Below are 23,688 nucleotides of genomic sequence, written 5' to 3' on the forward strand. Positions count from 1 at the left end.
AAAAGGAGAACTTGAGATTGAATAAAAAGGTTATATCGTTATTTTTCGTAATTGTGGTGGTAGGCGTCCTTTTGTTTGGGTTAGAAATGTGGTTCACGAGCTATTATAAACATCAAATTCAACAAAAAGTATCATCTGAACACGGAACAATCGTAAGCATACAGCAATCGAATTGGTTACAAGACCCGTTCCCGCTTTGGGAGCATGGTAAAGGGGCTTATATTTTCAAATTCGTTTATCAAGCAGGCAACCATCAATATACAGGTTGGGCATTGTGTACCTTATTGCACACAACATGGGAACTTCCCACAGATAAAAAGCAGTGATTCCTTTTTTGGTTTCATGCTTTTTTTGCTATACGAATTCGTCGTCTTATAAAAAACGTTAACCAAATTATAATACAAAAGGTACAAAAAACAGGTCCTTATGAGAATATGTAAAAGGAGAGAGGCAGATGTCTATAACAAAATCAGGGAGAAAGAAGCTTTTTAGACTTACCACACAGCGCAAAATCATGTTGAGCAACATTATTGCGACCATAGCAGATAAGATTGAGTTGGAAGAAGGCTTTGGTCGAAGGCTGATGGCACGCATTGAAGACGAGGGAGAGCGAAACAAACGATTAATGGAATCAGAAACGAATCTTAGTCGTTTGAAAACCTATCACGATGTACTTCAAACCGTCGCTTCTCACGAACATGATTTTCATTTGGCATGTTTTGTAAGGAAAAGAGGGAGTGGCGAAACGAGTGGGAGATTCCGCTTGAACTCTGCAATGAAACAATCGAAACGGTCTGTTCTCTTTTGCTGAAATACAAAGAGACGGCGAGTGAAAAGCACAAACTGGACTATGACACTAAAGTTGGTTTTTTAAAAGAACTGCAGAGCTTTCGTGAAAAAGGCGAATAATAAGAATCAATAAAGGAGAGATTGGAATGCATGATAGGTCTTGGGAAAACCTTATTAATCCAGATATGAACATGTTAGGTTAAAAAAACGATACTTCGCACATGAAAAGTTGGATTAACGACATCATTACAAGGGTGGAAGCTATGGAGGATAAAAAACAAGCTATACGTGTTTTGTTTGTCATCAATCAAAAGATTGGCTACACAAAAGGTTCTCCTCACTTTTATACCGAATCGTTATACCAAAGACTTCAAATAACGGTAAATAGGCTTCTTGATAACTATATGAATCAAATAGGCAAAGCGTACGGAGTGCAAGGAATGGCGTTAAAACAGAAGGATGAGTAGAGGTGGAAAAACAGGTGAATGTTCATATCGACTTGTCTCGTGGAGCGCAACAAGTCATTTAACAGTTAGGGTTAAGAATTATTAAAGAGGAAGAATCGGATTGGGATTTTATATCACCTTTACTGTGGAAGAGACGGATTGAACAAGAAGAGTTGGGGATATTTCCTGACTCTTTTTCTTATGTAAGAAAGCAAGGCATTCCCTTGCCTTCTGAAGCTGGTTACTGTAAATCGTAACAGACTTCGCAAAGATACACTTCTTCTTCCTCACCTTCATCATTAATTTTGTAACCGATATTGTACTCTGCGCCCGCTTCAATCATATGTCCACAATCTTCGCCGTCACACATGAAGTCTACATCACTCGTATACATTTTCATCACCTCCTGATGTTAGTATGTGACGTTTTAGGAAGGATTATACATAAAGAAAATGGGGGCTGTATAAGGTCGAATAGAAGGGTGGTTCTATATCAAAAAAATAGGGAGGCACATGAGGACTAATCTTCTGTGTCTCTTTTTATGCAGATTTTTAGGCTTTGGACTATCTCTTTGGCAGATAAAATATCTTCGATTCCCGTTCCCTTGATTTGAGGGGCAATGTTAAAATCCACTGCATAATGTTTGTCCTCATGAGGTACATAATCAATGGCAAAGAGAGCGACATCAATGGATGGGTGATAATCAAACTCTTTTTGTAGTAGTGTTACCGTCACTTCCCCAAAGTTAGAACGCCAGCTATCGGTACTTTGATAGGCAAGCCAAAAACAGTGTTGACCGATTTGGAGTCTACGAATCGAGGTGCTTGGCTTATCAGGAGTGAGGTACTCGGATGCAAAGGAATCCGTATAGTTATCCAAGGCTTGTTTAGTTGGAAGAAGGACTTTGCCTTCAGAGCGATGGGCTGTTTCATTGGTATAGATAACTAAACTGGCAATTTGTTGTTTAGCTAAATCTTTAACCCGTCCAAATCGAGGTGTAAATTCTCCTTTGTTTTTCAAAAACCCTAGCATCTCACTACGTTTCATTCCGCCGTTTGAATAGCGTTCAAGAATCCGTCCTTCTCTATCGAACCAGTGGTCGTAATAATCCGAGAAATCAGTCTTTAGTTTTATATTCATAACAGACCTCCTTATTATATAGACAACAATGAATTAAATTGATACCATAGTCAATATTTGAAACCAAAAAAATACGCATATAATAGAAAATCATTTCAATATAACAGGGGTTCTTATTGAACGAGCATGGAAAAGGAGAGATACAAGATGGGACAGGTTGATAGAGCGTTTTTGGAAGAAGTAGGCTTAGAATTGGTTTATGATTATGGACTTTTGCGAAATGAGCAAGAAACAAACATCTTTAAGGAAAAAATGAACCAAATTGAGACGGATGGTTTTTGGGGTTTTGGGAACAATTATGCCCTTACTTTAAAACACATGAAAGAACATCTGCCTGATGTAAGAACCGTCGTAGACATTGGATGCTGTTGGGGAGTATTTAGCTACATGTTTAAAGACTACCAGTACATTGGAGTAGAAGAAGACCGTGAAATTTGTGAGAAGGACTTATTCATTCGTTACTATCCGCATCATCAGTACGTAGCGGGTGGTTTCCCGTATGCGAATCCTGGTGGTGATGTCTTCATTGCATCGATGTCATTGGGATACGGGGGAACCTTATACCATCAAAAAGATAATCCAGAAGTCATCAATCTTTTTTTAGATGAAATTTCAAGGTACAAATACGGCTATATCAAAGCAGATAAATGGGTAGAAGACTTAATTGCTGAACGTTTTGAAAAGGTAGAGACCATTGGGAAGGTAAAGCCAGTAAAAATACGAAATGTGATACACAACCTTGGCGATTATATGGGTTTTTGGAAACGTAAAGACATGTAAAAAGGCGAAAGCAACCATTGAGTAATAAGTGGTTGCTTCTTTGTTACTTTAAGATGGAGGGAATCGAAAAATGTTAGAAAAAATAGGTGAAGGTGATTTTGGCATTGTCTATGCAATGGGTGATAGAGTCATTAAGAAATACCGAGTGGCTGGTTGTATTGACCATTTGATATTAGCAGATTTGCAAGCAACAGGTTGCGTACCTAGACTTTTCAAATATCAGACAGATAGATATGTGGTCATGGAAAGAATTGGGGGGGAAACGTTAGATGAAGTGAACCCTTTTGATGTCATTGGAGAAACTTGGGAACAAGGTCTACGAGATGTCCTTCATAAAATTGTGGCGGCTGGTTATCTACCAACAGACCTTTCCTTTGAAAATGTTATGCTAACGTTTGCATGGAGAGTATAAGTTGATTGATGTCGGACATTATCAAAAAATCAGCGACATGGAACAATGGATGATAGAACGCCACATTGAAAAGGCAATGGACATGTTTGTACGAAATTTCACTGAAGAAGAGGATTAACAAAATAATAAAGCAGGCATAGACCTTAGTGTTTTCATTGAAATTGATTATAGTCTATGATAATCTTGTTTTGACTTATGGAAAAAGGGAAGAGGAGAGCTTTATATGATAAAAGAGACTTTGATTGTCGTTGACACAGAAACAGGTGGATTAGACCCCAAGCGGGATAGTTTGCTAACGGTAGCGTTTGTTGTTTTGGATGGAACCCGTGTGATTGCCAAACAGGAATGGAAAATCAAACATCCTACGTATCATGTTACGGCAAAAGCTTTGGAGGTTAATGGAATTGACCTTGTTACCTTTGATAAGGAAGCTTTACCGAAAGAACAAGTCGCCCACGAGATGATAACGTTCCTCGGTACACATTGTTCGGAACGCAAAGGGATGTTTGTCGGGCAGAATACCATTTTTGATAAAGCGTTTATCGAAAACTTCTTGAAGGGGTTGAATGATACCTCGTATTTTTCTGCCTACAAGGACTTAATTAGCCGTAGGTATGTGGATTTAATGAGCATTACGGCTTTCCTCAATATGGCGGGAGTGCTGGATACGGATGGATTAGGACTGGATAAGGTGATAGAGACATTCAATCTGCCTGTTGAAGCCCGTCATACAGCTTTGGATGATGCAAAAGTGACATTAGACGGACTTGTAAAGATGATAGGGTTGATTCAAACTAAACAGTTTGTTTCCTAACTACATGATTAAGGAATTTGTATAAAAGAGAGATGTAGCGGGTGGTCGCTCGTTGCTTCTCTTTTTTTAGTTAGATAGGTAGTTGGGCTTTTCGCAAGTAGTTTGGCTGTTTGATGTAGACAACCACAGCTAGTTCTTTCTACATAATGGTTAGAGTGAATGCCAACCTAATATCACGAATATTTCTTACTATAAAGGCAAAAGCACCATATAAGTTTGGCTTCTACTGGCAGAATCCTATCGTTTTAATGCATGAGGTTAAGTATAGATGGTTGTCAGAACAATAAAAAAAGAAGATAGTTTCCTATCTTCTCAGTCAATACTCTTCTTCATATTCAACTTCATTAAAATCTCGTTCGGTTCTCGTCCATTCCTGCAGTTTACTATTAAAAATAACCCCTCTAGGTGCGGATAAAGCCGAAATATCTAAGTCGTCATCCCACCAGACCCCATCTATCTTTAATACGTGTTCCGCAAAAAGAGTAGATAGCAAATCGATGACATCAATGGGTGAAGGCTCACCAAACACTTTCTTGTTCATTTTCTCGGTCGCAATAAAGCCATCTATTTGCTCGATTGCTTCCTCGTCTTTATTACTTTCTTCTAGGGCTTCCTCGTATGTTTGAAACAGTATACTTGCCTCTTCATCCAGGTCGCCATGCCAAAACGTATAACGATAGAGTGTGGCACAGAGAATATATCCCATTTCCAATCCCCATTTTGTCATTTCATCCACTAGTACTGCATTCAATTCATGAAAATCCAGGAAACTCGCATCGTTCTTTACGAACTCATACAAAGAACTTTCAAGGTCTCTATCTGAAATTTTTAACCATGCGTTAGGATGATTGGATATGGATAATCCACTACCCTCATAACTGTTCTTTCTTTTTCTACTGTTATCTATTCTACCGATATGGTACACCTTATTAATGTGAACAATAGGAAAGTTATTCATCGTTTTTCCTCCTAAAAAGAGAAGCCCATATTTTTATATGAGCTTGTCCGTATCTTTACTATTATGAAACAATTCGCCAAGTCGCATCAGGACAATTTTCAGTATTAAACCTTGTGGCTATTCCCATTTGAGCTACCTGGTAATATAACTGGTCTCCATCCTTGTCTTCATTATAGAAGACTTGGAATTTTTCGTTCTCGTTGCTTCCTGCTTTATCCATACTTCAAGCAAGCAAAGATTTCATGTGTTTGCTTATTTTCTTATCCTTTTCTTTTAACTGTCGTATTTAGGCAACTTTCTCTTCCTCATTGGGTTGCCAATCCCCATAGGCTTCTAAGTTGGTTTCAAACTCATTTTTCAGGTATTTTTGCACCTTACTTAATAGGTCTTGAACAGAAGCGGTAACGTTTCCACCATATGCGTATTCTTTATACTTATTGAAAAAGCGATAAAGTGGAGATTTGGTTGGGTTGTGGAAGCGAAGGACTAATCCATACTCCTCATTCACCAGTTTTAAATGTTCATCTTTGATGATATTAAGAATCTCTTTTTCGGTGTATTTTTTCAATAAAGAGCCAAACGGTTCAGCATACAATCCGCCGCACCAATACGTAGTCGTTCTAAAATAATAATCGTATTCATGAAAGTCCAATTTGGTTATAGCCTTTTGAATCCTGTCTTGAAAGTCCAAAGCACATTCAAAGTGCCAATCGAAGGCTTCACACTCGTTCAGAACATCAATAAAAATGTCACTTACGTTCAGTTCTTCGATTTGTTGACCATAAATAGAATGTCTTGTTTTTCTCATTGTCATGGTTCCTCCCTAAGTAAAGTAAATTTCCTTTAAAAATGTTTTATTTAAAAACCTGTTTTCTGTGACTTCTTTGATTATATGCATCATCTGTTGAACTATAGAGCAGGCATACTACGATTTACTTCGATAAAGACATTTTTACGTTTCTATAATATAAGACCAATTCGTGGATTTGCACGATATGGTTAGAAAAAGAAAAGGAGGTGGACGCATGGACATTGATGTGACTTTAAGAAAAAACATTATAAAGGGATTGCTCGTAGACATCATCGCAGACGAAGATAAAGAGACGGTCAAGCTTACAAGAGGATACGTTGCCAATGTATTATCTAAAGAAAACAATAAGAAAGGTATCAGAGTTGAGCTAAGTAATGGTAAAAGAGGGCGTGTGTATTCCATTCCCTCCAAAGACGATATCAAGCGGGAAAACTTCAAATTCTACAACATCTTTTTCTTTCTCCCTAAAATCTATAGTGTTTGGAACCAAACAGAACGGAAGTATATGATTATTCATCATATGAACCAAGCAATGGGACGAACCGAGAAGACGGCTTTGCTTTTCACCGATAAGGAAAAAGCGAAAGCATTCATTAAAGGAACCATGTATGAGGGGAAAGATTTTGCGATTCGAGAAATCAATCGGAATAAACCGATTCCTGACAACTTCAAAACGCTGGACGTGGATTATTTTCGTATTGACGGGGAAAGAAAGCTATCCTTTGAAAGGTTGATAGAGTGGGAGCAATACTTTAAAAACATGCGATAAAAGATTAAGCAAATTTAATTATTGAATATAATCAAAAATATATATAATATAAAATATAAACAAATTAAAGGGAGGTTGATAGTTTTTGTCTTATCCGTTTGATGCGCCTGAAAGAGCAAATCAAGACAACATTTTAAAAGTGGTGATGCAGAAGTTTTTCGTCGCCATGTTAATCGTTTTTATTGGTATGGTTATCGGAATGAAATTTGTGCCGATAACATTAGTAAATATCGTACCAATCATCACACTGGTCTGTATCATATGGGCGGTTATGGTTCGGGGTTCACGAAGTTCCCGCCATAGTTATAAAGAAAGTAATCCTGTATCGATGGGGTTCGTCTATTTCATTTCCTTTACGATTGGAGTTGGAATCTACCCCGCAATCGTGTATCATGTTTCCCATACGGGAGCAACAATGGTGCTGACGGCTTTAGGTATCACAACAGCGTTGTTTGGTGGATTGACATTGTACGCAAGCACGTCCCAAAGAAGTTTTGTTTCCTGGGGTACGACGTTGTTCTTTTCGTTGCTGTTGATAATTATTTTTTCCATTGTGAATCTATTTCTTCATGCACCTCTCTTATTCTTGGCTTTATCCATCGTTGGAGCTATCGTATTTAGTGCGTATGTACTTTACGACATTTCCATTATAAGAAATTCGGATATCACAGAAGAAGATGTACCTTTTGCCGTTCTAAATTTGGTGTTGGATTTTGTGAACCTTTTTGAGGAAATTTTAAACATTGTGAGTTTTTTCAGGAGATAGTACACGGCATGAATGTCGAACGCCATGAAAGATGGCGTTTCTTTTTTGAAGAGAGGAAAATACTTTGTTGATTCTATATATGATTATCACTGCAGTTATTTTAATTTTGAGTTTTTATGGGTTATCCAAATTCTCTGCTAATGTAGATGAAAAAGTATTCAGTTCAAAAGTAAAAAAGTATACAGGTCTTGAATTGGTTTGCATCTATAGTATCATCACATTCACCTGTTTGCTGTTTTTTGAAATTGGCATTTTCATTTGATAAGAGATAACCAAGTTTACAATTTTAAATGATAAAAGTCACCATCGGGGGCGACGCTTGAGCGTTGTCCTTTTTATTTATTGGTAAGTACATAATCAATCAATATCGTAACAACTATAATATAAGATAAATTCATCAAACAGGTGTTTACATAACAAATCAAAAGGGAGCGAAAAAACATGAAGGAAAAATTTCAAGCTGTTTTAGACAATCATATCAAAGAGGATGCTGAGTTTTGGGTGTATTTCTTCAATGAAGAAGATGGAACTCGTACCCTGCATAAAAAAGATAAAGCGTATGTACAGGAATTGTTTAATCAGGTAGAGGAAGTAAGTCTTCACCATGACTTTAAAGATGTATTGATGGTGACCGACAAAGGCGTATTTTTGGTAGACTTCAATGAAAATATTTACTATGAAACAAAAGATACCGAAGGTTATTATGAATATGTGAGCAAGTATAACAAGTATCACAAAGTGTACATTAAACTGGATAAAGAACACAAAACGATTACCTTTAAGTTAGGGGATAAGTGTAAAACCTTAGAGTTAATGGAACACACGGAATTTGTTCATAAACCGTATAAACGAAAATATTTGAAGTGTGTATCGGCTCAAAACCTGGAATCCCACATGCAGGATGCTTTCTGGAACCCCATTATGGTTACAGTAGGTAAGAAAGTCCTTGGCATTAAGGATATTAAGGTTGCGTGATTAGGATGATTAAAACATGCGATTCTTGCCGTAAAAAGATAGATATTCAAGAGCAGATTGAGAATATGGACTTCTTTTATCAAACGGAAGGCATCTGCCAAGATTGCAAAAATCTTAAGGAATAAGGACGAAGGAGAGAGAATGAATGATAAAACTGTTTGCTTCAGAAGAAGAGGAACAAATCATTCGAGAATTCGACCAGGAGCTTTATGAGGATATGAAAAGACGAGAATCCTTGCTGATAGGAGTTTATAACTACCTTGTCAGTGGTGGGGTTGTTTTCATCAATCAAGGACAAAAGGTACGAAAAGAAGGATTGGTTCATCCCAATACCAAGGGAGAGACCCCGTTTCAGTTTAGCTATTTTGACCAATACGGCGCTGTCGGAGATTTTCAAAGGGACACATTGGAAGAAGTAGCGAAAGAAATAGTAGCGTATGGGTTTGTTCCTGCCAATGAAAAGGAATTGCGTTATATTAGTTAGAATATTGGAGAGAGAAGATATTTGAAATTGTTCGAAAAGGAGCTAAAATCGTGGATAAAATCATTGGAGAAGCGCAACTTACAGAAGACTTCGGAGCATTTAAAAAGAATGAAATTGTAGATATTCTGGATATGGATATTGAAAAGGAGGAAGCATTGTTACAGCGGAAAAATAGCGACCTAAAAGATTGGGTTCCGCTTGATAAAGCGTTGGCTCTTGAATGAAAATAGGGAAAAGAATATATTCAAATACCAAATTAAATGTGAATTTCAGGGTATGCAACTTTCAGTGTGGTGAATAAATAATTTGATTGATTTATATACAGGTAGTTTCTGCAAACTTCAGTGTGGAAAAGACCAAAAAAAACGAACTAAGGAGATTTTATAAAATGGAACATTTAGTTAACGAATTAAAAAAGGAAAATGAAGAATTAAAAAGTTGTTTAAGATGGATGATGGATTGTTACAAAGCGACTTTATGGAATAAACCTGTGAGGAATTTAGATGAAGTGTTTTCTTATGCCGATAGCCTTTTAAAAGAAAATAAAGATTGTTAGTTAACTCTTCATAAGTTCCATGTTATCAAGTACGCACAGGAAGACTTAAACGCTATTAGAGTGCAGATTAAGAATGGTCTTCCTAAAGATGAACGTAGATTCCTTACAAAAGACCGTTGGGTTCTACTTCGTAACAAAGAGGATTTAGGGTGGAAAGACATTGAAAGGCGTATGGCTTGGTTTAGACGCTATCCTCTGCTTGAAAAAGCCTACTGGCTAAAAGAAGGCATCAGAGACGTTTATAAACTACTCTATAGACAAACAGGAAGCTCTGGAATGGGGAGAGTGAAATTCCCTCCGAATTCAAGGAATTTAAAGAGATTCGTAAGACCTTTAAATAACAAAGCAGAGATATTTAACTATTTTGATAGCCCATTTACGAATGCCTACACCGAATCAATTAACAACATTATCAAATCGGTAGAAAAGGCAGGAAAGGGGTACACATTTGACGTGTTAAGAGCAAAGGTTTTATACGGTACGAAAGCTACTATTAAGAAACCAAAGTACACTCCTGAAATGGACTTCCAACGCTTTGAAAAGTTATGGGGCGGTAAATTCGATGAACCGATTCACATCTTAACAACTGTAGTGAATCCCTCTGGAAATGATGTTGATAATTGGAACTGTGGAGTGGACATGACCACACTTTCCGAGATTTTAGAGCGAGGTGAGTTTTGATGGATTTTTTTCATCAATTCCACCCTGAAAGTTAGATACCCGAATTTCACGTTCATCTTAAAGGGCGACCAGTATTTTGGGCGCAAGGCAGACCAATAATGCAAACCGTATGTACACTAATTTGTGACCATCCTGATTCATTCAACATCCAACTCAATTACGATAAAGTAGATTCGTTAGTAACAACAAAAGATTAAAATATTAGCTAGACACTTTCAAAAGAAAGTGTCTTTTTTATGTTTCGGTTGAAAGAGGAGGTTTACTTCTGTATAATTAAAATTGACAATAAACAATAAATATATATAAATAGACTTTAAATAATTGAGGGGATGCGGATGGTAAAGCCATACCACGTAAAATTATTAGAATCCAAACAAATCCTTACGGATATATCCGTTCCACTAAAAAATAGACTAGGATATATAGATGGAGAAAGCCTTATTCTGCCCATCTATTTTTACCGTTGTGTAGGGATTAATGGATTGAATACAGAGGAACAGGATATTTTCTTTAATACCCTTTATGAATTGAATCAGTCGCTAGAAAAAAGCATAGCAGGCTATATCAAGATGGAGGGGCATCTTTTAATGCCATCTAGTGACGAAATTAATGAAGTCACAAAGGAATTGAATAAAGTTGGAATCGGAGCAGGTAACGGGATAGATGGAGTGATTAAACGTATACTCACTTCCCATGTATTAGACAAAGGTATTCCGCCAATATTTTATCCTTCTATAGCGGAAGCCTTTCGTAAGGTGATTACTTTATACGCCTCAAACGAACGAACGCTAAACGTCTCTAAAATGGAGAATTTCGCAGTGAAGATAACAGCCTGGTTCCAACGCTATGCACCTCATTTATTAAGGGATGGGTCATTATCTGATGTACCCAAAGTTGTTTTTTACGGGGATATTAAACCTCATGAGGTTTACTTCCTAACCTTTTTAGCCTTAATAGGAATGGATGTCCTATTCATCCATACAGAGAAAGAAAAGGATAGCGTTTTTGATGAAGTGGATAGAGAAGGCGTATTTACCAAGAAAATTGAGAATCCGTACAGTTTACCATTACCCGCATTCCCATCAACAGGAAGGGCAATACGAAAAACAACCGTGGCTTATTCAGCTTCTAAAGAAATCGATACCGTATTGTATGGTAATGATTCAGGCTTGTTTAAAGCATGGCAGTATGAAAAAGATATAACAAAAGCTATTACGCTTAAAACGACCTATGAGGAACTTAAGATATTGTGGAACGAAGAAGCGAAATTCCGTTCTGAATTTGAGGTGAAGGATGAGAAGGTTTATGTTCCTAACCTTTTTGCCAAAATAAACGGAACAAATGAAGACCTGAATGAATATGCCAGGGACATTCGGATGTTTACCTCTACCGAACACACGGTTCTCCTTCCACAAGTCCCGTTTACTCCTATTACTTATAGCAAGCAGGAATTGTATTCAACCGCCTTTTTGTTTACAAAAGAAGGCTTTGTGGATAAGGAACTGCTGTATAAAAGTCCTGTATACAAACTAAAGTATTTAAAGGAATCCATTCAAGATTTAATCGTGTATAAAATCAATGAGTTGATTTCATCCAAACCCTTTAAAAAAGAGATAGATGAAAAAATGAGGTTACGGATTCTGATGACAGTTATTACGATGGAACCGCAACTTCTACGTTTAATTGAAGTCTTTGATTTCACAAGCAAAGTCCCGAAGATTGTCGTTTATGACAATCAACGAGATATATTTAGTGAAGAAGACACGATTATCATCGCTTTCTTTAATGTCTTGGGTGCGGATATCGTGATTTTTACACCAACCAATTACACGAATATTGAACATGGGATACAAGAAGAACGATTTGACATACACCAGCTTCCATCTGTTCGATTTGAAATTGATTTTGCAAGTCTCCCAATGCCAAAGAATAAAGAAGTGCCAAAATCGATATGGCAAAAGCTATTTGGATAAGCACGTAATTAAAAACGAAAAGTTTAGGAGGAAATGTAGCATGTTAAACCTACAAAGAAATGAAGTGGAAGCCGAACTTGAACTGACGAAAGAATCGGTTCCAATGGTGGTTGAACAACAACGAACGCAAATTATCGAGAAAGTCCGAAATTCACCAGAAGTACAAACCATTATCCAACAAATCGATGTGATGAAACCAAACAGTATCATGACTTTTGGAGGACGTTCTGCAGAAGAAATCTCGAAGTCATCGGATAGCATCCTTCGCTCCTTAGAAGCTACGAAAACAGAAGATGCAGGGCAACTTATTCTCGTTTTAAACAAGATAATGGACAAGTTCGACCCGAAAGATTTCGAGAAGGAAGGCAAGCAAGGATTTCTTCAAAAGATATTTTCGAATGCGAAAAACCAACTGGAGGAACTTTTTAAAAAATACCATACGATGGGGGATGAAGTGGAGAAAGTTTTTGTTTCCCTCCGTCAGTTTGAGTCTGAAATTCAAGGAACAAACAGAAACTTAGATGATATGTATCAAAATAATATCGCCTATTATGAGCAACTGCAACGCTACATTGTGGCTGGAGAAATGGCGGTTGAAGAGTTAACCAATAGTTTAATCCCTCAATGGGAAAAACGAGCCAAACAAACAGGAGATAGAGTGGATGTAATGACCGTTCAGAATCTTCATCAAGCGAAAGAGATGATGGAACAACGCATTTATGATTTGCGGTTGGCAGAAAATGTTTCGCTTCAAACGTTGCCCATGATTAAAGCCATTCAATATAGCAACTACAACTTGGTTCGTAAAATCAATTCAGCTTTTATTGTCACGCTACCTGTGTTTAAACAGGCATTAGCTCAAAGCATTATGCTTAAACGTCAAGCGGTACAAGCCAAAGCAATCACCGCTCTGGATGAAAAAACGAATGAATTATTAACGAGAAATGCGGAAAATACCGTTGCTCAAACGAAGGCAACCGCAAAATTGGCTTCTGGTAGCTTTGTTCAAATCGAAACCCTCGAAAAAACATGGCAGACGATTATGAAGGGAATTGAAGAAACAAAACAAATTCAATCGGATGCCAAACGTCAACGAGAAGAGGGAAGTCAAAAGCTCCTGGAATTTAAAAGAGCGTATGAAGAACAAAAATTGTTGAATTAAAAAGAGGAAACAAAGACTAGAGGGTTGCTACATGCAACCTTCTTTTTTGTGTTTATCTCCATTCTAAGACACGATAAAACTGTTTAGCTGTTATCAAATATCATGATAAACCATAAAATAAGTACATTGAATAAAGTCAATAACTTTTAATAAAGGGGGAAGTAAATTTGGCAAACAAATCAAATCAACGATTAAAAAAACAAGTGCTGTTAAGTGTCTTATCAACCGCCTTTGTATTAAGTCCTCTAACGGCTTTTGCAGAGACCACCAATAGCCTGATTGAAAAGAATCATTTTGCTCAAGAGGGATACCAGCAAGAAAAAAATATCGAACAACTAAAACAAAAAGAAGTGGTGATTCCACTTGTCCAAAGCGTAACCCCTTCCATTGGCGCATCGGTTGTGCGTCCTGACCAAAGCGTCACTGTTCAACTTGACCCCAAAGCGGAAGAATATAAAAGGATGTCCAGCTTAATTTCCAGGGGCTTTGTTACAGCGTACCTCATAGATGGAAAAACAGCTACACCATTAGCTCAAAACCAAATGCAGTTTGATGCCGTTTCTGGAAAGGTGACGGTACAACATCCATTATTAACTCGTTATCATCAATATTCAGTGGTGCTTGCCTATGGCATGCAAACAAGAAATGAGAACATTGTACAAGATGAAAAGCGGTTACTTCCTGCTGATTTAGAGAAAAACCTGCCATCAATCGACGTGGTGACGGCTGTAGATACAACAGGTGATACTGTTACTTTACTTAATCATGGAACAATTTCGCTTCCCGTTGTGCATACGGATTACGAAGGACATTCGCTTGTGAAGTCAGTCCAGCCTTATAAAGTAGGGGATGTAGTGACAACGCTAAGAAATCCAATAGATGGAAAAACACACCTGGTTGCACGCAATCAAAATGCCATTTCGACTTTGTTCACCACTGGTTCCGATTTATATGAACCAACCCATGTATCGTTGCCAGAACTTAACACGAACCCAAGCGTGTTAACGAATGCCGATGTGGTAGTCAAAGCCACAGATGATTATGGTTTACCTGCGAACGTAAAAGTGGTTGTAAAAACAACGGAACAAGGAAACCGTTTAGCCAATTCTCTAACCATGATTCAGTCTCCGACGCAGTTAACCAATGGTTCTGCAGATTTTAGGGCAAATGACCACGAAGCGGAAAAAGTCCAGGTTCAAGTCGAGGTTACAGGACAATATGGAGCCAAAAGTGCGTCATCTGAACTCCAATTCCAACCAGGTAATACAGATAAAATTAATCTGACACCTGAAAAGGATTATGTCGTAGGAAAAGCTTCTTCGTTAAAAGGACAAGCCTTAGATGTATACGACAATCCCGTCAAGGATGGGACAGCAATCGAATCATCTTCCAGCCGTGGTAGTCTTAAAGGAGCGCAAACAACCAATGGCAATTTCGAATTGGCGTATCAACCTTCTACGATTAAGGGTAATGATTCCTTAAGTATTTCGGCTAAGGATAGTGGAAAATCTGCAACAACGAATGTATACAATAGAGCCGACCATCCCGCCAAAATTAATCCCAAATCGGTGGATGCAAAAGCGGGTACGCCGTCCCAACTGGTGTTTGACGTTTTAGATACCTTTGGCAATTCCGTTGAAGATGGGGAAGCTCTCACGTTGTCCTTTGACAACAATGCGTTACCTTCTCAAATCGTAATAACACAAAATGGACAAGTGGTTTTTGAAGTGAATCCATCTACTGCAGGTGACTTTAACTACCATATTGATTCAAAAGAAAATGGATTCAGCTATGTTTCTATTGCCCCTTTAAAGGTGGCTCAGCTTGAAACCTATTCCATCGATATTAAAAAAGATATGAATGTTTTATCAAATGGAATGTTTAATTTTAATCCTGGAACATGGACGTACGGTGGGGATAGAAAACAATCGCCTCTTGCTGATGATGGAGCTATTCAGATAAAAAATCCAGGTGTATCTGGTAACTATAGCCATGCTATCAACAATTCAACAACAGCAACCATTGAAGTCGAAGCGAAAACTTTGGCTAATGACGGCTATGATGGTATGAACGGGATGGTTTTATTACGGACAGGTGATACAGGGTTTGTTCTTTCTCTCTTTCCAAATAAAATAGAGCTATACGATGATGTTTTTTCATCACCTCTTTTTTCTCTTTCTATTAATGGCACAAGCTATCACACTTATCGTTTGGTAAAAGATGGTAACAAAGGAACGCTTTATATCGATGGAAAAGCGGTCAAAACTTTCTTTCTTAGAGTAGGTACAGGTTATGGTCAACATTGGTTTATGATAGGAGATGGAACCTCAATGGGTGGTAATTCTATCGATGTTTATTACAAGTCCATTCGTATTGCCGAAGGACAAGCTCTCTATCTGCCATAAATAAAACAATAAAAAGCACGGAAAAGAGTTATCTTCTCTCCGTGCTTTTTTTATATCTACCGAGATTTATTGATTTGTGACCCATTTTTTGTTCAAGGCTTTCCCTGATGCCTCAACGCTACCGACTATCATCAGCGCATTTTTATCAATCTCTTTCACCAGATTTTTAAGTTTCGAAGTTTCCAGGCGAGAGATAATCACGTAAATGATATTTGTTGGGTTTTGTGAGTACCCGCCTTTACCTTCTAAGAGGGTTACACTACGTCCAAGAGTCGTCTGTAGAGCCGTTGATAAAAGCTCATATTTGTCCGAAATGATTAGAACCGATTTGGTTTCATCTAACCCTTGCACGACAATATCGATGACTTTAAACACAATAAAATAGGTAATTAAGGAGTAAGCGGCTTTATCAAAACCAAATACTAGCCCTGAAATTCCTAGAATGAACAAATTGAAAAACATAATGATTTCACCAACGGAAAAACTAGTCTTTTTATCTAAGATGACCGCTAGTACATCCATTCCGTCTGTTGAAGCCCCGTTTCTTAAAATAAGACCACAACCCACACCCATGCAGATGCCGCCAAATACCGTTGCTAACAAAACATCATGCGTGATAACAGGAATCAGTTTGGCAAAATTAAGCCCAATGGATAAGGTTGTGATAGCAAATAGTGTAGAAAGCGCAAAAGTTTTACCCATTCTCCTGTAACCAATTATCAAAAATGGAATGTTTAGAAGGAATGTGAAAATACCAAGAGGGATATGAGAGATGTGGCTTAACATGATGCTGATACCCACAATGCCACCATCAATAATGTGATTGGGAATCAGTAAACATTCTAACGCAATGGAGGCAAGGGCTGAACCCATTAACATAAAAAACAATCGAAAATAAACACTTCTTTTTTTCTTCATCAAACCACCTTATTTCTTACATTTTCCTTCTTTATTATACCATAGTTCGTAAATATTTTATAGTATGTTACTGTTATATTATTGACTAAAGACAATTAAAAATGTATAATAAATGCATAATAAAAAACAGGTGTTGTACATAAAAAGGGAGGCTTTTTAAAATGGAAGAAAACAAAAAAATTGTGGTGTTTACCGTTGACGGCGAATCATTCGGAGCCGATATTTTAGAGGTAAGTGAAATTATTCGTATGGAAAAAATCACACCGCTTCCCCAAAGCGCAGAGTTTGTAGAAGGTGTCATTAATTTGCGTGGAGAACTTTGTACCATCCTAAATCTGCGAAAGCGATTAGGCTATGAACCACAAGCAAATAATGACGACGCTAAAATCATTGTTGTCAGTGAAGCGCAATCAGGATTGATTGTGGATAGCGTAACAGAGATTATTAACGTCCAAGCGGAAGATATTAAACCCATTGATTCCATCGACCTGCTGAAAAATGGGGGAATCGTTGATTATCTTGTACAATCGAACGACCGCATTACCAGCGTTCTAAAGATGGATGAAATTTTAAAAGGTACATCAAAAGAAAAACAAGAAGAAGTAGCCTAAGACTTGGGGTGTGAGGGGTTTCCTTCACACCTCTTTTATTTTCTTTAGAAGAGGAAAGGAGGTAGTCATGGTATCATTTCAAACGATACGATTACGAGAAGTAGGTGATAGGTGTACAGAGATTTTCGACTTGGCAAATCAAGTTTTAGAATCCAAGAACGAGAACGTTTTAGATTTGATTAATACGTATAATCAACAAGGGTTTTCTCTCGCTTCAGTAAACCAACGGGATTATTTTCTTACAAAACGAGTTAATTAAATACAGAAGACGTTTCTGGAAAGGAGTGTGAAATGTGGATAGCGTTACAATTATTTTGGTATCAGGTATGGCGTTTTTCTTCGCAATTATATTAATTAGTATTATCACTTTAGTAAGATGGCATCATACACGGAAAGAAAATAAAAAAACACCTAAAACCTAAAAGTTAAACCGATTCAACAAACGAAAAGTTCTTTTTTGCGCTTTTTTACTACCTCAATTTTTTCCGTTCCTAACCAAATTTAAATATAAACGAAATATTTTAAAATGTTGACTATAAACAATCATTGAGGTAAACTTCAGGTAACAACATGTAAAAGGGGTCTATCTATGAAGAATATGAAAAAAGTTTTTCTTCCAATTGTCGCTACAATAATAGGTGCGACACTTTTCTCGGTAGGGTGCTCAACAAATGAAATTCAAGTTCAACAAGAGCAAAAAGTGCAAAATGCTATCCATGTATTTGAACAAACAAAAGTTCCTCAAATTAACAAGAGTCTAGAACGGGAAAATATTCGTCAACGGATTCTTGTATCCAATGACCCGAATACGTTGATGTGGATTTATCCGATGTCAGCAGGTCGAGTAATTGGTCGATTCCCAGTGAAGGGGAAAGTGACAAGTGGCGGAAAGCGGCTGACAGCTACCACGGAATTTAATAATGCAGGGAATACGCTTGAATCACCAGATGAAATGGGAACGTATGGGGCAAGTGGTGACTATATTTTCTGGTTTGACCCTGCAGGCAGGTATCACCAACATAAAGGTGATTATTTCTTAAGTCCCGTTCCTTATAAAATTGACCTTGGTTATGGAACCATCTCTACGGAAGTTGACCAATCAGAAGATTCCAAGCGGTCATCGTATAACAATCAAATACGACAAACAAACGCCAAACTTGTACAGCAGGAAGAGCCAAGTACTCCAACTGTGGTGATGGATAAGGGGGCAAAGTAAATGAGTGAAGCAGGAAAGGTTTGGGCATGGATTGTAGGGGTTTTGTTGGTTTTAGGCGTTGGCGTATTTCTAGGTAAATTGGTTTTGTTTCCATCCCATGTTGCCAACAAAGCGGTGGATACCGCTTATGGTGTGACGGATAAAACGCTTAATGCAGACAATGCGCTTACCAATTACGAGAAATTCAAAGATTTGTATAACGGTGCAAAAGCCCAAGTCATGAACATCCAAAATACCAAGAAAAGCATGGCAGACTTGAAGGCAACCTATGGAGTACCGACTACCTGGACAAAGGATGTACGTGACCAACAAGCCTTTCTGCAACAAAACCTTGATGGTTATATGATGCAATATCAAAGCCTTGTAAAAGAATACAATGCTGATAGTTCTAAATTAAATCGAAATCTCTTTAAAGATAAAAATCTACCAGCCGAATTACCCTTGGATTACACCCAACTACAATAACAAAAAACTGGTGCAGATGATAAATAGCATTCTCATAACGAGAATGCTATCTTTATTCATCATTTTCTTGTTATATCCATATTTGTTCCAATAATTCTTGCGCTTGCTGTTGTGAGAGTAAACCTAATTTCACATCATTGCTACTATCCATTGACATAATCATGCGTTGTTTACCATCTAAGATAATGTTCTCTTTTACGTTCTTATTTACGTTTTTATATATCAACCATCTGTTAAGTATCTCAGGTGTTTTGAATAAAGTCTTAATTGTATTCCTTTTTTCATTTTCAACTATTTCACTTATATTCATTCAAACTGCTCCTTCTCGTAGTTTGATGATAATGGAAATGCAGTTGCAAGTTGGTTATCCCCATTATAACAGGAGGTTCATGTGCTTAACCATACAAAAAAGAGACCATTGGATTTAAATGGTCTCTTTCCTTCCTATGCAATTTGTACGTTTGCGTTCGAGCCGTTGAAAGGTTCTTCAACTATATGAGCAATATAGGTGTCTCCTTCGTACTCAAACTCATAATCACCAAGAAGCGTTTCTTCTACATCATTTACTGCGATTTCACATCCATTTTGGTCAACAGGACAGGGTCAATGTAAGGCGTATCGCCATGAGATAAGCACCCAACGCCTTTCTACTTTTCAGTAGTAGGTTTTCAAGCACTCTCTCCCGAACCGTACAGACACGTCTCCGTGTATACGGCTCTCCACTTATCAATCTAACTTTCCATTGTGTAGGTCGTGGTGACAATCGAAGCACATAGCCATAGTTTTCCTGTTTCTTGAAATCATGAATTTTTCCCAAGCCTTTTTACCTTTTAGGTTTTTTAGCTTCTTCACATGATGAATCTCAAGGGCTACGTTATCTCTTCCACACCACTCACCGTGGTTTGCTAATAACCTTGTAATAAGGCTATTTCTTCCATTGTATTTGAGAGTATTAGGTTCGATGTCAACACCGTATCCGTCATCTCGTCCAAGACGTTCTACTTCAAAACTATCATCATGAAAGTATCGTACTTTACTGCCTTTTGCAGTTTCATATTTTACTCCCAATTTGCCATCAATTCGATGACTATCAGCCTCTTTACCTACAGACGATTTGTTCTTTGACGCAAGTGTCATTAGGAAACTGTACTTCATAAAACTACGGAACTTGGATAGCGTATTGATATTGCTTGCCAACTTATAGTAGTTGTGTAGTCCACGTATTTCCGCATTATAGATGCTGATGATTTCAAGTTCATCATGGTTCTTGAGGTAGGGGCGAGCAGAGGCTCTCCAATTGCCATGCTTATCAATACGAAGGGCTTTCAATTCTTTGAGTTTATTTACCCATGTATCGGTAGGAATGGTTAACCCAACAACCAGATTATTAGACCTTAATGTAACTCCATCTTTTCGAGGTCGCAACGCCTGGTCTCTACAGACATTCACTTCAAATCCTAAGAATTTAGCCTTGTCACGGCTGTTTGTTATTAGCGTCTTTTCTTGTGACAACTCTAAGTTTAGTTGTTCATTAAGGAATGTAGTGAGGTCAGCTTTAACTTTTTCAGCATTTTCTTTGCTTCCAATTACGCCTACAAGGAAGTCATCTGCATACCTGACGTATTGTATTCTACGATAGGATTCATCCATAGGGTTTGCATAGGATTCTTGTAGTTGAAGTTTCCTAAGTTTCTTATAGTTCTTATTTGCTTCAACCTTTTGTTCTGGTGTTAAGGTGTCCCATATTTTTGCCATTTTGTTCTTATGATACAAAGCTTTTTGCTTCGCATTTTTATAAGATTGATTTTCCTTTTTGGCTTTTCCTTTGTCAAACATTTTCTTATATTTATCCATGTACTTATCCAGTTCATGGAGGTAGATGTTTGATAGGATAGGACTCATAACGCCTCCCTGTGGAGTTCCGCTATACGTGTGATGATAAGTCCAATCCATTTGAGAAAGTAGCGGTATAGGCGGCAATCACCTCATCACGGCTATAATCTTCAGCAAAACCTTCTTCATTCTCTAATATCTCTTGCACGGTCTTTGCTTCTGATTTTGATACATAAGTGGTTGCTTCATAAATCATGAATGCCTTCTCCTTTTTATGTCGTTTGATTTCAAACACCTGCATTTTTTTATGATGATATCATGTTATGCAACCGTAACGCTTTTAATAAGAAGGGGTTGAGCACATGGTTGCTTTGTGGCTAATAGAAGCGAATATTTGCTATCTGTATAACTAGAATATAGGAGAAGTATAAAACAGGGTTTTACTTAAAACTTTTTAACAGGAAAAAATCATTTATTTAAAAAGGAGAGATTTTACAATGGAAGGTATTAAAAAAATTCAAATCAGCAAATTGGTAGCAGAAGGTTTTAAAGGATTTAAAGAACGAACGGAACTTATATTTGACGCAGGTAAAAATACGTTCATTGGTGACAATGGTAAGGGAAAAAGTAGTATCGGTGATTTAATTGTCTGGATTATTACGGGTAAAAATATTCAAGGGAAACAAAAAGACTTGAATATCATCAACAAAGATTCGGACACTGCCATTGGTACACTAAGCTTTGCGGATGAAAATGGGGAATCTCATGAAATTGAGCGTAAGATGAATGGGACAACCACCATAAAATTCGATGGCAAAAGAATATCTCAAAAACAATTAGAAGAGCAAATACCAATGGAAATGTTTTTACTTATTTTCAGTCCGTTTTACTTCTTATCGATGGATGCTGAAAACTCCAGAAAAACCATCTATTCACTACTTCCAGGGGTGAAAAAGGAAGAGGTATTAAAGCAACTGGATGCCGCAGAGCGGGCGTTTTTGGAAAAAGAAACGTTTGATATTCAGACTACCAATGAGTATCTGAAAAACCGTCGAAAAGAACTTACGGACATCGAAGACAAGAAGAAATATTTAAACGGGTATATGGCGAAACTGCAGGAGCAAATTGTCATTCCAGATGAACTCAAATTTGATGATAATAAAATCATCGAGTTAGAAAAACAACTGGAAGAAGTGAATAGCAGAAAGCCAGTTCTCAAAAATTTATCGGATTTGCTACTCAAAAAAAGTGAATTTGATAAAAAGATAGCCGAAATCAGGGGAGAACGCTTTGAAAGTGAGAAGATAAAACTTGAACTTCAAAAGGAAAAAGCGGTTCTTGAACAGAAGTTAGCGGTTGTTCAGGCAAAAGAATACAAGCCTGCCGATACAGCTAAACTGGATACCAAACTAGCGGTTCTTCGAAATGATTACAAAAGTGTATTTGGTCAGCAAAAAGAGTTGGAACAACAAATTCACGCTTTAGATTCCAAACAGATTCACTTCCACGAAGGAGACCAATGCCCTTCCTGTAAGCAAATCATTACCGCCCAAACGGTTTCTGTACTCAATGGCGAACTTCAAAAACAGGTAAAAGAAGAAAAAACGGTTATGCTTGCCAAACAAGCGGGTCGCCAAAAGACATTAGCGGAACTAGCAGAGGAAGGAAAGGCTTTAGCCGAAGAAATCACCAAAGCAAAAGAGGAAGACGAGCGTAATCGAAAAGCGTTTGAAGAAGCGAAAGCGAAGGAAGTGACTTCTATTCAAGAAGCTTTAAAAGAAGTCGTGACCAAGTTAACCAACCTTGCCACACTGGAAGAAAAGTTTGCGAACGAAAAACAAGCAAAACTAAAACAAGTAATGGCACAGGTTGATGCCCTTCAAATTGATAAATTGGAAAAAGAAAATGCTCAAATCCAAAAGAGCTTCGATGAACAAGTGGGTAAGTTAAAAGCTTCTTTGCAACAGTCACTTTCCGAACTTCGTAAAGAGAAGGAAACCGCCATTAAGATTGAGGCTCGTCGAACTTCTTTACTAAAACGAGTAGAGGATAACAAAAAGGAACTGGACATGAAAAAAGTTGAGTTAGAGGGTTTTGAGAAACAAGAAGCGCATATCAATGCACAGATTTCTCACATGAAAATCTTCAATGCTCAAAAAACAGCTATTGTGAACAGTGCGCTTTCCAAATACCTGACTTCGATTAGCTTGAAATTAGAAAAAAGTATTCAATCGACAGGTGAGGTGAAAGAATGCTTTGATATTCTCTATGAAGGAAAAGAACTAAAAGTGTGTTCGACCTCCGAAAATATTAAAGCAGGACTTGAAATCTCGCATATGATTAGCCAATTGTCTTCATTGGATTATCCCGTATTCGTGGATAACGGTGAATCCATTACCTCGTATGAGGAAAAGGCTTCTCAAACCATTGAAACAATGGTGGTAAAAGGCAAAAAGCTCTCTTTCATTAAAAATGGAAAGGAAACTGAAATTGTTCCGAAACCAAAGACAAGAAGCAAACGGGCTTCGGTTGTTGATGAAGCCGCATTGTAAGAGGTTGTCAATGCCTAAGTAGTAAACAGAAAGCATGCTTCCCTTAAACAGGGAGGGGTGCTTCTTTTAAACTTTACATAATAATCATTTATGTAAACCAAACGTAGTTAAACACAAGTTATTTATTTAACTCACAACTAAGACATATAGTAAATAATAGAATATGTAAAAA

General features: G+C 37.5%; 27 protein-coding genes and 1 pseudogene. 20 read left to right on the forward strand and 8 right to left on the reverse strand.

Annotation, left to right across the window (positions count from 1 at the left end):
• Positions 1 to 17: 17 nt before the first annotated feature.
• The 3 genes from PP175_RS29140 to PP175_RS29150 all read left to right on the forward strand — a co-directional run bounded on the left by PP175_RS29140 (position 18) and on the right by PP175_RS29150 (position 1,256).
• On the forward strand, positions 18 to 326 hold the full coding sequence (locus tag PP175_RS29140) for a hypothetical protein (RefSeq protein WP_272443751.1): 309 nt from the start codon (positions 18 to 20) through the stop codon (positions 324 to 326).
• Positions 327 to 454: 128 nt separating this feature from the next.
• Complete coding sequence (locus PP175_RS29145) at positions 455 to 811, forward strand: hypothetical protein (protein ID WP_272443752.1); 357 nt, start codon at positions 455 to 457, stop codon at positions 809 to 811.
• A gap of 241 nt (positions 812 to 1,052) precedes the next feature.
• Positions 1,053 to 1,256 (forward strand): hypothetical protein, encoded by a 204-nt coding sequence (locus PP175_RS29150; RefSeq protein WP_272443753.1) that lies wholly within the window; start codon positions 1,053 to 1,055, stop codon positions 1,254 to 1,256.
• A gap of 220 nt (positions 1,257 to 1,476) precedes the next feature.
• Here PP175_RS29150 and PP175_RS29155 read toward each other — a convergent pair whose 3' ends face one another.
• Complete coding sequence (locus PP175_RS29155) at positions 1,477 to 1,629, reverse strand: hypothetical protein (RefSeq protein ID WP_272443754.1); 153 nt, start codon at positions 1,627 to 1,629, stop codon at positions 1,477 to 1,479.
• Positions 1,630 to 1,754: 125 nt separating this feature from the next.
• On the reverse strand, positions 1,755 to 2,375 hold the full coding sequence (locus PP175_RS29160; RefSeq protein WP_272443755.1) for a hypothetical protein: 621 nt from the start codon (positions 2,373 to 2,375) through the stop codon (positions 1,755 to 1,757).
• A 147-nt stretch (positions 2,376 to 2,522) separates the two neighbouring features.
• On the opposite strand from PP175_RS29160, the gene PP175_RS29165 reads away from it, so the two are divergent.
• The 3 genes from PP175_RS29165 (at position 2,523) to PP175_RS29175 (ending at position 4,381) form a co-directional block, all read left to right on the forward strand.
• On the forward strand, positions 2,523 to 3,155 hold the full coding sequence (locus PP175_RS29165) for a hypothetical protein (RefSeq protein ID WP_272443756.1): 633 nt from the start codon (positions 2,523 to 2,525) through the stop codon (positions 3,153 to 3,155).
• Between the two features lie 70 nt (positions 3,156 to 3,225).
• On the forward strand, positions 3,226 to 3,567 hold the full coding sequence (locus PP175_RS29170; protein ID WP_272443757.1) for a serine/threonine-protein kinase: 342 nt from the start codon (positions 3,226 to 3,228) through the stop codon (positions 3,565 to 3,567).
• 223 nt (positions 3,568 to 3,790) lie between these two features.
• Complete coding sequence (locus PP175_RS29175) at positions 3,791 to 4,381, forward strand: 3'-5' exonuclease (protein WP_272443758.1); 591 nt, start codon at positions 3,791 to 3,793, stop codon at positions 4,379 to 4,381.
• 316 nt (positions 4,382 to 4,697) lie between these two features.
• Here the strand turns inward: PP175_RS29175 and PP175_RS29180 are convergent, their stop codons facing one another.
• Positions 4,698 to 5,339 (reverse strand): hypothetical protein, encoded by a 642-nt coding sequence (locus PP175_RS29180; protein ID WP_272443759.1) that lies wholly within the window; start codon positions 5,337 to 5,339, stop codon positions 4,698 to 4,700.
• Positions 5,340 to 5,625: 286 nt separating this feature from the next.
• Positions 5,626 to 6,147, reverse strand: coding sequence for a hypothetical protein (locus PP175_RS29185; RefSeq protein WP_272443760.1), 522 nt, complete (start codon positions 6,145 to 6,147; stop codon positions 5,626 to 5,628).
• Positions 6,148 to 6,364: 217 nt separating this feature from the next.
• On the opposite strand from PP175_RS29185, the gene PP175_RS29190 reads away from it, so the two are divergent.
• From PP175_RS29190 to PP175_RS29235, 10 genes and pseudogenes are all read left to right on the forward strand, one after another.
• Positions 6,365 to 6,919 (forward strand): DUF2196 domain-containing protein, encoded by a 555-nt coding sequence (locus PP175_RS29190; protein WP_272443761.1) that lies wholly within the window; start codon positions 6,365 to 6,367, stop codon positions 6,917 to 6,919.
• 85 nt (positions 6,920 to 7,004) lie between these two features.
• Positions 7,005 to 7,685, forward strand: a complete 681-nt coding sequence (locus tag PP175_RS29195; RefSeq protein WP_272443762.1) for a Bax inhibitor-1/YccA family protein — start codon at positions 7,005 to 7,007, stop codon at positions 7,683 to 7,685.
• A gap of 441 nt (positions 7,686 to 8,126) precedes the next feature.
• Positions 8,127 to 8,660 carry a hypothetical protein gene (locus tag PP175_RS29200; protein ID WP_272443763.1) on the forward strand — a complete coding sequence of 178 codons (534 nt, stop codon included), beginning with the start codon at positions 8,127 to 8,129 and terminating at the stop codon, positions 8,658 to 8,660.
• A gap of 145 nt (positions 8,661 to 8,805) precedes the next feature.
• Entirely contained in the window at positions 8,806 to 9,144 is a 339-nt protein-coding gene (locus tag PP175_RS29205; protein WP_272443764.1) for a hypothetical protein, read from the forward strand.
• Between the two features lie 50 nt (positions 9,145 to 9,194).
• Positions 9,195 to 9,368: a hypothetical protein gene (locus PP175_RS29210; protein WP_272443765.1), complete on the forward strand. Its 174-nt coding sequence runs from the start codon at positions 9,195 to 9,197 to the stop codon at positions 9,366 to 9,368.
• Between the two features lie 164 nt (positions 9,369 to 9,532).
• The gene (locus PP175_RS29215) at positions 9,533 to 9,700 is read left to right on the forward strand and encodes a hypothetical protein (protein WP_272443766.1); all 168 of its coding nucleotides are present in this window, start codon (positions 9,533 to 9,535) and stop codon (positions 9,698 to 9,700) included.
• An 18-nt stretch (positions 9,701 to 9,718) separates the two neighbouring features.
• Positions 9,719 to 10,381: pseudogene (locus tag PP175_RS29220) on the forward strand (ISL3 family transposase); the annotation flags it as partial.
• 335 nt (positions 10,382 to 10,716) lie between these two features.
• Positions 10,717 to 12,354, forward strand: a complete 1,638-nt coding sequence (locus tag PP175_RS29225; protein ID WP_272443767.1) for a YceG family protein — start codon at positions 10,717 to 10,719, stop codon at positions 12,352 to 12,354.
• A 40-nt stretch (positions 12,355 to 12,394) separates the two neighbouring features.
• On the forward strand, positions 12,395 to 13,516 hold the full coding sequence (locus PP175_RS29230; protein ID WP_272443768.1) for a toxic anion resistance protein: 1,122 nt from the start codon (positions 12,395 to 12,397) through the stop codon (positions 13,514 to 13,516).
• 167 nt (positions 13,517 to 13,683) lie between these two features.
• The gene (locus tag PP175_RS29235; protein ID WP_272443769.1) at positions 13,684 to 15,921 is read left to right on the forward strand and encodes a hypothetical protein; all 2,238 of its coding nucleotides are present in this window, start codon (positions 13,684 to 13,686) and stop codon (positions 15,919 to 15,921) included.
• Between the two features lie 66 nt (positions 15,922 to 15,987).
• On the opposite strand, the gene PP175_RS29240 is transcribed toward PP175_RS29235, so the two are convergent.
• On the reverse strand, positions 15,988 to 16,839 hold the full coding sequence (locus tag PP175_RS29240; RefSeq protein WP_272443770.1) for a YitT family protein: 852 nt from the start codon (positions 16,837 to 16,839) through the stop codon (positions 15,988 to 15,990).
• A 161-nt stretch (positions 16,840 to 17,000) separates the two neighbouring features.
• Between PP175_RS29240 and PP175_RS29245 the strand changes: the two genes are divergently transcribed.
• The 3 genes from PP175_RS29245 (at position 17,001) to PP175_RS29255 (ending at position 19,131) form a co-directional block, all read left to right on the forward strand.
• Positions 17,001 to 17,450 carry a chemotaxis protein CheW gene (locus PP175_RS29245; RefSeq protein WP_272443771.1) on the forward strand — a complete coding sequence of 150 codons (450 nt, stop codon included), beginning with the start codon at positions 17,001 to 17,003 and terminating at the stop codon, positions 17,448 to 17,450.
• Between the two features lie 589 nt (positions 17,451 to 18,039).
• Entirely contained in the window at positions 18,040 to 18,666 is a 627-nt protein-coding gene (locus PP175_RS29250; protein WP_272443772.1) for a hypothetical protein, read from the forward strand.
• Positions 18,667 to 19,131: a hypothetical protein gene (locus tag PP175_RS29255; protein ID WP_272443773.1), complete on the forward strand. Its 465-nt coding sequence runs from the start codon at positions 18,667 to 18,669 to the stop codon at positions 19,129 to 19,131.
• Between the two features lie 70 nt (positions 19,132 to 19,201).
• On the opposite strand, the gene PP175_RS29260 is transcribed toward PP175_RS29255, so the two are convergent.
• The 3 genes from PP175_RS29260 to PP175_RS29270 form a co-directional block, all read right to left on the reverse strand.
• Positions 19,202 to 19,441, reverse strand: coding sequence for a hypothetical protein (locus tag PP175_RS29260; RefSeq protein WP_272443774.1), 240 nt, complete (start codon positions 19,439 to 19,441; stop codon positions 19,202 to 19,204).
• Positions 19,442 to 19,857: 416 nt separating this feature from the next.
• Complete coding sequence (locus PP175_RS29265) at positions 19,858 to 21,033, reverse strand: HNH endonuclease (RefSeq protein WP_272443775.1); 1,176 nt, start codon at positions 21,031 to 21,033, stop codon at positions 19,858 to 19,860.
• A gap of 22 nt (positions 21,034 to 21,055) precedes the next feature.
• Complete coding sequence (locus PP175_RS29270; protein WP_272443776.1) at positions 21,056 to 21,220, reverse strand: hypothetical protein; 165 nt, start codon at positions 21,218 to 21,220, stop codon at positions 21,056 to 21,058.
• A gap of 241 nt (positions 21,221 to 21,461) precedes the next feature.
• Here PP175_RS29270 and PP175_RS29275 point away from each other — a divergent pair, with 241 nt between their 5' ends.
• Positions 21,462 to 23,516, forward strand: coding sequence for a hypothetical protein (locus PP175_RS29275; RefSeq protein WP_272443777.1), 2,055 nt, complete (start codon positions 21,462 to 21,464; stop codon positions 23,514 to 23,516).
• The last annotated feature ends 172 nt before the right edge of the window (positions 23,517 to 23,688 follow it).

The organism is Aneurinibacillus sp. Ricciae_BoGa-3 (assembly GCF_028421645.1).
Taxonomy (GTDB): Bacteria; Bacillota; Bacilli; order Aneurinibacillales; family Aneurinibacillaceae; genus Aneurinibacillus_B.

Excerpts from the sequence above, each read along its gene's own strand:
- PP175_RS29145 (WP_272443752.1), top strand. The coding sequence starts at position 455 with ATGTCTATAACAAAATCAGGGAGAAAGAAGCTTTTTAGACTTACCACA.
- PP175_RS29150 (WP_272443753.1), top strand. The coding sequence starts at position 1,053 with ATGGAGGATAAAAAACAAGCTATACGTGTTTTGTTTGTCATCAATCAA.
- PP175_RS29155 (WP_272443754.1), bottom strand. The coding sequence starts at position 1,629 with ATGTATACGAGTGATGTAGACTTCATGTGTGACGGCGAAGATTGTGGA.
- PP175_RS29160 (WP_272443755.1), bottom strand. The coding sequence starts at position 2,375 with ATGAATATAAAACTAAAGACTGATTTCTCGGATTATTACGACCACTGG.
- PP175_RS29165 (WP_272443756.1), top strand. The coding sequence starts at position 2,523 with ATGGGACAGGTTGATAGAGCGTTTTTGGAAGAAGTAGGCTTAGAATTG.
- PP175_RS29170 (WP_272443757.1), top strand. The coding sequence starts at position 3,226 with ATGTTAGAAAAAATAGGTGAAGGTGATTTTGGCATTGTCTATGCAATG.
- PP175_RS29175 (WP_272443758.1), top strand. The coding sequence starts at position 3,791 with ATGATAAAAGAGACTTTGATTGTCGTTGACACAGAAACAGGTGGATTA.
- PP175_RS29180 (WP_272443759.1), bottom strand. The coding sequence starts at position 5,339 with ATGAATAACTTTCCTATTGTTCACATTAATAAGGTGTACCATATCGGT.
- PP175_RS29185 (WP_272443760.1), bottom strand. The coding sequence starts at position 6,147 with ATGAGAAAAACAAGACATTCTATTTATGGTCAACAAATCGAAGAACTG.
- PP175_RS29190 (WP_272443761.1), top strand. The coding sequence starts at position 6,365 with ATGGACATTGATGTGACTTTAAGAAAAAACATTATAAAGGGATTGCTC.
- PP175_RS29200 (WP_272443763.1), top strand. The coding sequence starts at position 8,127 with ATGAAGGAAAAATTTCAAGCTGTTTTAGACAATCATATCAAAGAGGAT.
- PP175_RS29205 (WP_272443764.1), top strand. The coding sequence starts at position 8,806 with ATGATAAAACTGTTTGCTTCAGAAGAAGAGGAACAAATCATTCGAGAA.
- PP175_RS29215 (WP_272443766.1), top strand. The coding sequence starts at position 9,533 with ATGGAACATTTAGTTAACGAATTAAAAAAGGAAAATGAAGAATTAAAA.
- PP175_RS29225 (WP_272443767.1), top strand. The coding sequence starts at position 10,717 with ATGGTAAAGCCATACCACGTAAAATTATTAGAATCCAAACAAATCCTT.
- PP175_RS29230 (WP_272443768.1), top strand. The coding sequence starts at position 12,395 with ATGTTAAACCTACAAAGAAATGAAGTGGAAGCCGAACTTGAACTGACG.
- PP175_RS29240 (WP_272443770.1), bottom strand. The coding sequence starts at position 16,839 with ATGAAGAAAAAAAGAAGTGTTTATTTTCGATTGTTTTTTATGTTAATG.
- PP175_RS29245 (WP_272443771.1), top strand. The coding sequence starts at position 17,001 with ATGGAAGAAAACAAAAAAATTGTGGTGTTTACCGTTGACGGCGAATCA.
- PP175_RS29250 (WP_272443772.1), top strand. The coding sequence starts at position 18,040 with ATGAAGAATATGAAAAAAGTTTTTCTTCCAATTGTCGCTACAATAATA.
- PP175_RS29255 (WP_272443773.1), top strand. The coding sequence starts at position 18,667 with ATGAGTGAAGCAGGAAAGGTTTGGGCATGGATTGTAGGGGTTTTGTTG.
- PP175_RS29260 (WP_272443774.1), bottom strand. The coding sequence starts at position 19,441 with ATGAATATAAGTGAAATAGTTGAAAATGAAAAAAGGAATACAATTAAG.
- PP175_RS29265 (WP_272443775.1), bottom strand. The coding sequence starts at position 21,033 with ATGAGTCCTATCCTATCAAACATCTACCTCCATGAACTGGATAAGTAC.
- PP175_RS29270 (WP_272443776.1), bottom strand. The coding sequence starts at position 21,220 with ATGATTTATGAAGCAACCACTTATGTATCAAAATCAGAAGCAAAGACC.
- PP175_RS29275 (WP_272443777.1), top strand. The coding sequence starts at position 21,462 with ATGGAAGGTATTAAAAAAATTCAAATCAGCAAATTGGTAGCAGAAGGT.